Below are 7064 nucleotides of genomic sequence, written 5' to 3' on the forward strand. Positions count from 1 at the left end.
AAAGTCTATTCAGTAAGTATGCAGCTATCAATAATAACGATGTGACGCAAGTTAAACATATCGAAAACCCTAATTAATAGGAACTTAGCGAACTTCGTGCGTTAGCTTTGTTTGTCTTAACTGACTTAGATCCTTATTTTATTAACAGAAGGATAATTTAAACAACTTAATTCATCAAAATATTAAATAATAATAACAAAAATGAGAATTTGCCAGATTTTAGGTACCAGTAGCCGTGAAAATACTTGGAGTCTTTGGGAAAATTAGCGCCATACATAATGTTTACTGAAATAATTCCATTTTGGTATTGCAGATTGCTGATTTTTGTAGTAGAAATCAACCACAGACACTCTTGAGTTGAGCAAAATTCAGTTAAAACACGCATATCAGCAACTAAGAGTGATCCCCAAATGTTTAAAGACTGTGAATCCTTGATGAAAATGCGTGGAAGATAACACACTAATCAGCTAATTTACAGTAAGTATAAACATTAGGTAATTAAACGTCACCTAATCTTATGCCTGTGAACCGATAATTCAGAACTATTTCGGAAATCAGGCAATCTCAACCAGAACAATCATCCGTAAATGCACTCATGTAAAATGGCTATACTAAAACTCACAGGCGCTAGTTGGCGCTTAAGCAAGACTACGAATTAAAGATGGTCTGGTTGTGTCAATGATGTTTAACGATCCGTACATGATTTTGATCCCCATTTCGATAGAATGACTAGACATAACCTCAAAACTTTCAACCGCTTTTGACTGCGACACCCATGAATCAACTGAACAATGGTTTCACGATATTTCTGAGTCTGCTAGTCGAAGCGATGCCGTTTTTGCTTCTAGGGGTTTTATTCTCTAGTTTGCTGCTATTTTTTGTTGATGAGCGCAAATTAGTGGAAAAAATGCCCAAAAATCCCCTATTGGGCGCTTTAGTTGGCAGTATGGTGGGTTTTTTATTTCCGGTGTGTGAGTGTGGCAATGTGCCGGTAGCGCGGCGCTTGTTGATTCAGGGCGTACCCACACCTGTAGCGATTGGTTTTTTACTAGCAGCGCCAACAATTAACCCGATTGTGATTTGGGCAACTTGGACGGCGTTTCGAGATCAGCCAGAAATAGTGGTTTTACGGGTAGTATTTTCTTTATTGATTGCCACAACTGTTGGCTTTGTGTTTAGTTTTCAAAAGGACTTGACTCCCATAGTCCAGCCTGCGATCGCCCGTTATATGAAGTTTAATCCCCCAGCGAAAGTCGAAACTCAACGTCGGGGCAAACGTTACCAACTTCCCCCAGAATCAACAGCACCAACTTTGTTGCAATCTGGGACATATATTTTGGGTGGGAAAGCAGGTACACCCAACCGCATGGATGGCACAGCAGATGACCCTCTAGCAAGCCCAAATAAACCACTGGCGGCAAAACTCCGGTTGATGATGGATAACAGCATTCAAGAATTGCGCGAACTGGGCGGAGTTATGGTGATTGGTAGTGCGATCGCAGCTGCTATCCAAGTCTTTGCACCCCGCGATTTAATCCTGAGCCTCGGTGCTGGCCCGGTTAGTTCCATCATCGTGATGCTAATTTTGGCAGCCGTTGTCTCCATTTGTTCCACAGTCGATTCCTTCTTTGCCCTATCCTTTGCATCAGCATTTAGTAGCGGTTCCTTGCTGGCATTTTTGGTCTTTGGGCCAATGATCGACATTAAAAGCGTTGGGTTAATGTTATCCATTTTCAAGCCGAGAGCAATTTTCTACCTCTTTGCCTTAGCCGGACAATTGACATTTTTATTCACGCTGTTTATTAACTTGCATGTTCTTTAAAGTGCTGAGTGCTGAGTGCTGAGTGCTGAGTTAAAAGATGGATACGTCTGATAACCAATGACAAAGGAAGAATCGCAAAGTCTGATTGGAGGCTTCGTCCATTCAGAACTTTGCAAGAGTGGAGAAATTAACAATGACACCTAAAGCTCAACGCCTGAATTTATTACTCTCTTGGTTGGATGTCCTAGCCATCACAGCTTGGGGAATTTTAATGTTGAAATACTGGCTGACTGGCAAGCTGAATTTGCTGATTCATCCCAATTATTTTGGTTTGGTGTTAGTGGCTGGTATTGCTTTAATTATTGTTGGCTTATTCAAAATGCAAGAACTTTGGCAACGTCATCGCCGCGATGTTTTGCCAAATGTCCAGCATATAACTTTATTTCCGCCTGGTTGGGGTGGTGCGTTGCTGTTAACGGCGGCAATTTTAGGTTTCATTATTACACCGCAAGTTTTTGCCAGCGACAAAGCCCTCAACCGTGGCGTGAGTGATTTACTCGGAACTTCCCGGATTAAACCCCAAGCCTTCCGGGCTTCGGTTCGTCCAGAGGAGCGATCGCTAGTAGACTGGGTACGGACACTCAACGTTTATCCCGAACCAGACGCATACACAGGACAAAAAGCCAAAGTCCAAGGCTTTGTAATTCGTCCCCCAGATTTAAGTAAAGAATATATATTTCTCGCCCGATTTGTTCTCTCATGCTGTGCGGCGGATGCTTACCCTGTTGGTTTACCCGTGAAATTACCAGCAAATCCCGAACAATACACCCCTGATACTTGGTTAGAAGTCGAAGGACAAATGGCTACAGACAACCTCAACGAGAAACGCCAACTTACCATTGTGGCGAACTCTGTCAAAAAAATTCCCCAACCCCAAAATCCCTATAGTTATTAGTCATTTGTCATTTGTTCTTTGTCATTTGTTCTTTGTTAATGACCAATGACCAATGACCAATGACTCATGACCAATGACTCATGACCAATGACTAATGACCAATAACCAATGACTAGCAAAACCCTCATCCAACCACTAGATCGTGTAGCGATCGCCTTGATGCTGCTGCTGAGTTTGTTGATTGGCTTTATCATCTTTCAAGGTGATGTTGTGTCTCCCCGCGTCCGCACCTTTACTTGGCAAAATCAGCAAATTGGGGCAGAAGATATTGCCTTTAGCCTCACCTTTAGCCGTCCAATGGATATTAAAAGTGTGGAGGATAATTTAAAAATTGAGCCGCCCTTAGCCGGAAAATTCAGTTGGGCAGGTAGGCGGATGGTTTATACGCTGTTAACACCTGCTCCTTACGGTACAAACTATAAAGTTCAGCTACAACAAGCAAAAGATAAATTTGCCCAAAAAGGAACTAATAGCAAAGTCATTCAGCCTTTTGTGGGCAATTTTCGCACCCGCGATCGCGTGATTGTTTACATAGGTGCTAACCCAGAAGAACAAGGGCAATTAATTCTCTACAACTTAACCCAAGAGCAGAAAAAAGTCTTGACTCCCAAAGACCTGACGGTAATGGATTTTAAACCATTTCCTGACGGAGAGAAAATCTTATTTTCGGCTCGCACAGCCAACAACCAAGATTTACTTTCTGCCCAGTTATATACCGTCACCACCGGAATTGCTGGCGAGTCTGACACAAAACCAGAAGCAGCCGCGAAAGTTGATTTAATTTTAGATAACAAGGATTATCAAAACTTAAAATTTGATTTATCACCAGACGGAGAAACGATCGTCGTCCAACGTGGGAATAAAAATAATCCCGGTGACTTTGGGTTGTGGTATCTACCAACCACTGTGGATAAATCCAGCCCCAAACCCACTCCCCAACGCCTGCAAAGTCAACCAGGGGGAGATTTTATGATTACTCCCGATAGCAAAGCCGTAGCCGTTGCCCAAGGTCAAGGGGCTGCGATATTACCACTACAAAAAGATGCGAGTAAACCCTTAGATTTTTTGCCGCAATTTGGCTTAGTGCAAGCTTTTGCTAAAGATGGTTCTCAAGCGGCGATGGTCAAATTTAATACAGATTACACCCGTGACTTATTTTTAGTCACCAACCAAGGTGTGCAGAAACCTTTGGTAAAAACTACAGGCTCAATAATCGATTGTCAATTTGACCCAGCTTCACCCACTTTATATTGCTTGTTAACTCAGTTAATCACCCAAGCAGAATATGTAGAACAACCTTATTTAGTCGCCATCGATTTGAAAACTGGACAACAAAGACCATTATTAGTTTTGCCAGTTGATCAGCGAAATGTAGAAATGAGTTTATCACCGGATGGGCTGGGTTTATTGTTTGACCAAGTAGTCCCACAAGCCGATAACGCACCCGCACCTGCCAATAGTTTAAAGACAGATGACGGTGAAGCGATCGCTACTAGTAGTTTGTGGTTAATGCCATTGTTACCCATTGCCGATGCCGCCGTGACCACCATTAAACCAGAAAAGCTACCGTTAATTGGCTTTCATCCCCGTTGGCTACCTTAATTTAGTGCTGAGTGCTGAGTGCTGAGTGCTGAGTGCTGAGTGCTGAGTTAAAAAGACGTTGCAATGCAACGTCTTTAAATTTATAGCAGTTCTCGATTGGATGAGGTACATTTCAACCCCACCCCCAACCCCTCTCCGCAAGCGGGGAGGGGAGCGTTTGCGTAAGCAAATGCGGGGTAGGGTTCCGACTGTATTACAAGCAAGTAAGAACCGCTATAAATTACTGTATCGAGATTTGGCGAGTTAAAATGCTCATCACTTCATCGGGATTACCTGTTGGTTGCAGTGGACTCCAGTCTCCCACACTGGCGTAGCCAATAACTTGCAAATAGTGAATTGTACTAGTCACAGCTTTGGGTGAACCGATTAGCAAATGTTTAATTGGTTCCCGGAAAGGAAATGGTTGTTGGGGAATTTGCTTGGGTGTGGGGATGGGGAAGTTTTGTTTTAAGAACAGGGCGATTTGAGATTGGGCGAAGTTGAGTAATTGTGCCATCATTATGTTGAAACTCCTGTATTTGAGTTTTATAAAAGCGATCGCTCTTTTCTTGCCAGAACCAGACGATCGCTTTTATCCTTTATTTGAGTTTAGATAAGGGCGGTTGCTTTATTCTTTGGGGAACTGGGCGATCGCCTTTATCATGTCTTTTATATTAAAGTATAAATTTATACCTGTCAACCACTAATGCAAAAATTTTTATTAAGAAATTTCCAATTTTTACAGAGAAGAATGATTTAGAAGTCAGGTAATTTTCAGAAGACTAACTAACAGCATTATCGTTAATTGTGGAATATTCTAAAATCACAAAGAATTGAGATTTTGTCCTACAAAAAATTAAATCCCCGACTTCTCAAGAAAATCGGGGATATTGTTGTCAACAAAAAAATAACGCACCATCTTTAATTTTTGTTGCATGACAACTAACGTTTAACACACCCTAATGGGCTAGATTTATGGGCTTTAAATTTTATCATCAGCAGCAGTTTCTTGCGTGTCGGCTTTTAAACGACTGACTGAACTTCTGCGGATACGTTCACTTTTGCGAACACCACCAGCCTTTTCATATTCAGTGCTGTTTTTGCCATATTTAAAAGCAACACCAATCAGCATTTGATCATTTAATTCACCTAAAACTTTTTCCAATTGTTCCATTTCTGTTTTAGAAGAATCAATCACAGCTAAAGCAGTATTATAAGCATCAATTTTACTACGGTATTGCTCAATTAGTTGTGTCATATATTGTAAACTGCGATTGTCACCAAAATCTATGTTTGGATCAATTGCTTTGAGTCCAGATACTCTTAACTCAGCTTTTTCTAAAACGCGGGATGTACGTCTTTTACGAGACATAAATTATATTGATCTTCAAAACTTCTAAAACTAGTTTGTCTCAATCCAATTGCATTCCGCTTCAGCAAAGCACACATATTGTCATATTTCTTATGCTAACTTTGGTGATAGATTTTAGTATTTTTCCTTAAAATGGCAGCAATTATTTTTACTGCGTAGCTTTGGGCTTTCTGTGCAAGTTTGTGTATTTACGACAGAAGTTTGTGTCCTTACAACAGAAGTTTGTGTCCTTACGACAGAAGTTTGTGTCCTTACGACAGAAGTTTGTGTCCTTACGACAGAAGTTTGTGTCCTTACGACAGAAGTTTGTGTCCTTACGACAGAAGTTTGTGTCCTTACAACAGAAGTTTGTGTCCTTACGACAATAACTTTTTTACATATAAATACCTGTGCAGAATTAATTACATACTATAAAAGTCATTGCGAGGCTTCCGAAGCAATCTCAAACCTTTGCGATTGCGTCATTTCGCTTCGCTCCATTCGCAATGACTGTGTGTAATTAATTATGTTTAACTACTTATAGCAGTAAATGTAGGTTGAGTGGAATGAAATGGAACCCAACATTGCCAATCTTGGTATCAGACAAGTAATTGAGTGAGCGTCAAAATCTAAATTATTTAAGTTAAATTGCGTAATTTAACGCTAAAACCCTGTATTCCTAAATAAATAGGATGCACCTAAATTAAAGTAGCACATGGAACCATTAACTACTGCGGCGATCGCACTTGGCTCTGTAGTCGCCACTAAAGCGTTAGAAAGAACAGGTGAAATGGTTGGCGAAACTCTGTGGAATAAAACTGGCGAATTGCTTGTCAAGCTGAGAAAACACTCACCGAATGTTGTCGCCGCGATTGAAAAAGCACCAACCACACCATTAGATTATGGCAATGCTGTATTAGAAGTGGAAGCTGCGGCTAAGGCTGATCCTGAAATCGCGCAAGCTGTACAAGAAGTAGCAACAGCAGCACAAGCAGAGACAAATCCCAAGTTTGTAGAAATTCTGGCTACGCCTAATTTAACAAAATTGGCAGACAAGATTGGTATGGTTGTGATGTCGGGTGGGACAGGTAATATTGGAACAATGTCTTTTTAAAGATCCCCCTAAATCCCCCTTAAAAAGCTACCGTGTATACATAAATCATCTGATCCCCCTAAATCCCCCTTAAAAAGGGGGACTTTGATTCTAATTCCCCCCTTTTTAAGCTACGGTGTACACACAAGTGGTAGCTGCAAGGATTTCAGGCATAACAGACCAGTTAAATTAAGTTGTACACATAAATAGATGTCTATTAGTAAGACAAGGAAAGTGAGGAGAAAAAACAGATGGAAAACCCAATTTTAATTCATGCACAAGAGTCTCAGGGGAAAACATTCGGCGACCCCAGGCTGGTAAA

General features: G+C 41.1%; 6 protein-coding genes. 4 read left to right on the forward strand and 2 right to left on the reverse strand.

Annotated features, from left to right (window positions below; translation table 11 throughout):
• The first annotated feature begins 775 nt into the window (after nt 1–775).
• The 3 genes from H6G74_RS26560 to H6G74_RS26570 all read left to right on the forward strand — a co-directional run bounded on the left by H6G74_RS26560 (nt 776) and on the right by H6G74_RS26570 (nt 4319).
• Entirely contained in the window at nt 776–1822 is a 1047-nt protein-coding gene (locus H6G74_RS26560; RefSeq protein ID WP_190970492.1) for a permease, read from the forward strand.
• 133 nt (nt 1823–1955) lie between these two features.
• Entirely contained in the window at nt 1956–2717 is a 762-nt protein-coding gene (locus tag H6G74_RS26565) for a TIGR03943 family putative permease subunit (RefSeq protein WP_190970493.1), read from the forward strand.
• A gap of 108 nt (nt 2718–2825) precedes the next feature.
• Nucleotides 2826–4319 (forward strand): hypothetical protein, encoded by a 1494-nt coding sequence (locus H6G74_RS26570; protein WP_190970494.1) that lies wholly within the window; start codon nt 2826–2828, stop codon nt 4317–4319.
• Between the two features lie 220 nt (nt 4320–4539).
• Here the strand turns inward: H6G74_RS26570 and H6G74_RS26575 are convergent, their stop codons facing one another.
• Complete coding sequence (locus H6G74_RS26575; RefSeq protein ID WP_190970495.1) at nt 4540–4818, reverse strand: hypothetical protein; 279 nt, start codon at nt 4816–4818, stop codon at nt 4540–4542.
• Between the two features lie 462 nt (nt 4819–5280).
• Complete coding sequence (locus tag H6G74_RS26580; protein ID WP_190970496.1) at nt 5281–5670, reverse strand: hypothetical protein; 390 nt, start codon at nt 5668–5670, stop codon at nt 5281–5283.
• A 694-nt stretch (nt 5671–6364) separates the two neighbouring features.
• Between H6G74_RS26580 and H6G74_RS26585 the strand changes: the two genes are divergently transcribed.
• The gene (locus H6G74_RS26585; RefSeq protein WP_190970497.1) at nt 6365–6763 is read left to right on the forward strand and encodes a hypothetical protein; all 399 of its coding nucleotides are present in this window, start codon (nt 6365–6367) and stop codon (nt 6761–6763) included.
• Nucleotides 6764–7064: the final 301 nt, after the last annotated feature.

The organism is Nostoc spongiaeforme FACHB-130 (assembly GCF_014698475.1).
Lineage (GTDB): Bacteria > Cyanobacteriota > Cyanobacteriia > Cyanobacteriales > Nostocaceae > Nostoc_B > Nostoc_B spongiaeforme.

What these genes read in the sequence shown, in the direction of transcription:
- H6G74_RS26560 (WP_190970492.1), top strand. Translation starts at nt 776, where the DNA reads ATGAATCAACTGAACAATGGTTTCACGATATTTCTGAGTCTGCTAGTC.
- H6G74_RS26565 (WP_190970493.1), top strand. Translation starts at nt 1,956, where the DNA reads ATGACACCTAAAGCTCAACGCCTGAATTTATTACTCTCTTGGTTGGAT.
- H6G74_RS26570 (WP_190970494.1), top strand. Translation starts at nt 2,826, where the DNA reads ATGACTAGCAAAACCCTCATCCAACCACTAGATCGTGTAGCGATCGCC.
- H6G74_RS26575 (WP_190970495.1), bottom strand. Translation starts at nt 4,818, where the DNA reads ATGATGGCACAATTACTCAACTTCGCCCAATCTCAAATCGCCCTGTTC.
- H6G74_RS26580 (WP_190970496.1), bottom strand. Translation starts at nt 5,670, where the DNA reads ATGTCTCGTAAAAGACGTACATCCCGCGTTTTAGAAAAAGCTGAGTTA.
- H6G74_RS26585 (WP_190970497.1), top strand. Translation starts at nt 6,365, where the DNA reads ATGGAACCATTAACTACTGCGGCGATCGCACTTGGCTCTGTAGTCGCC.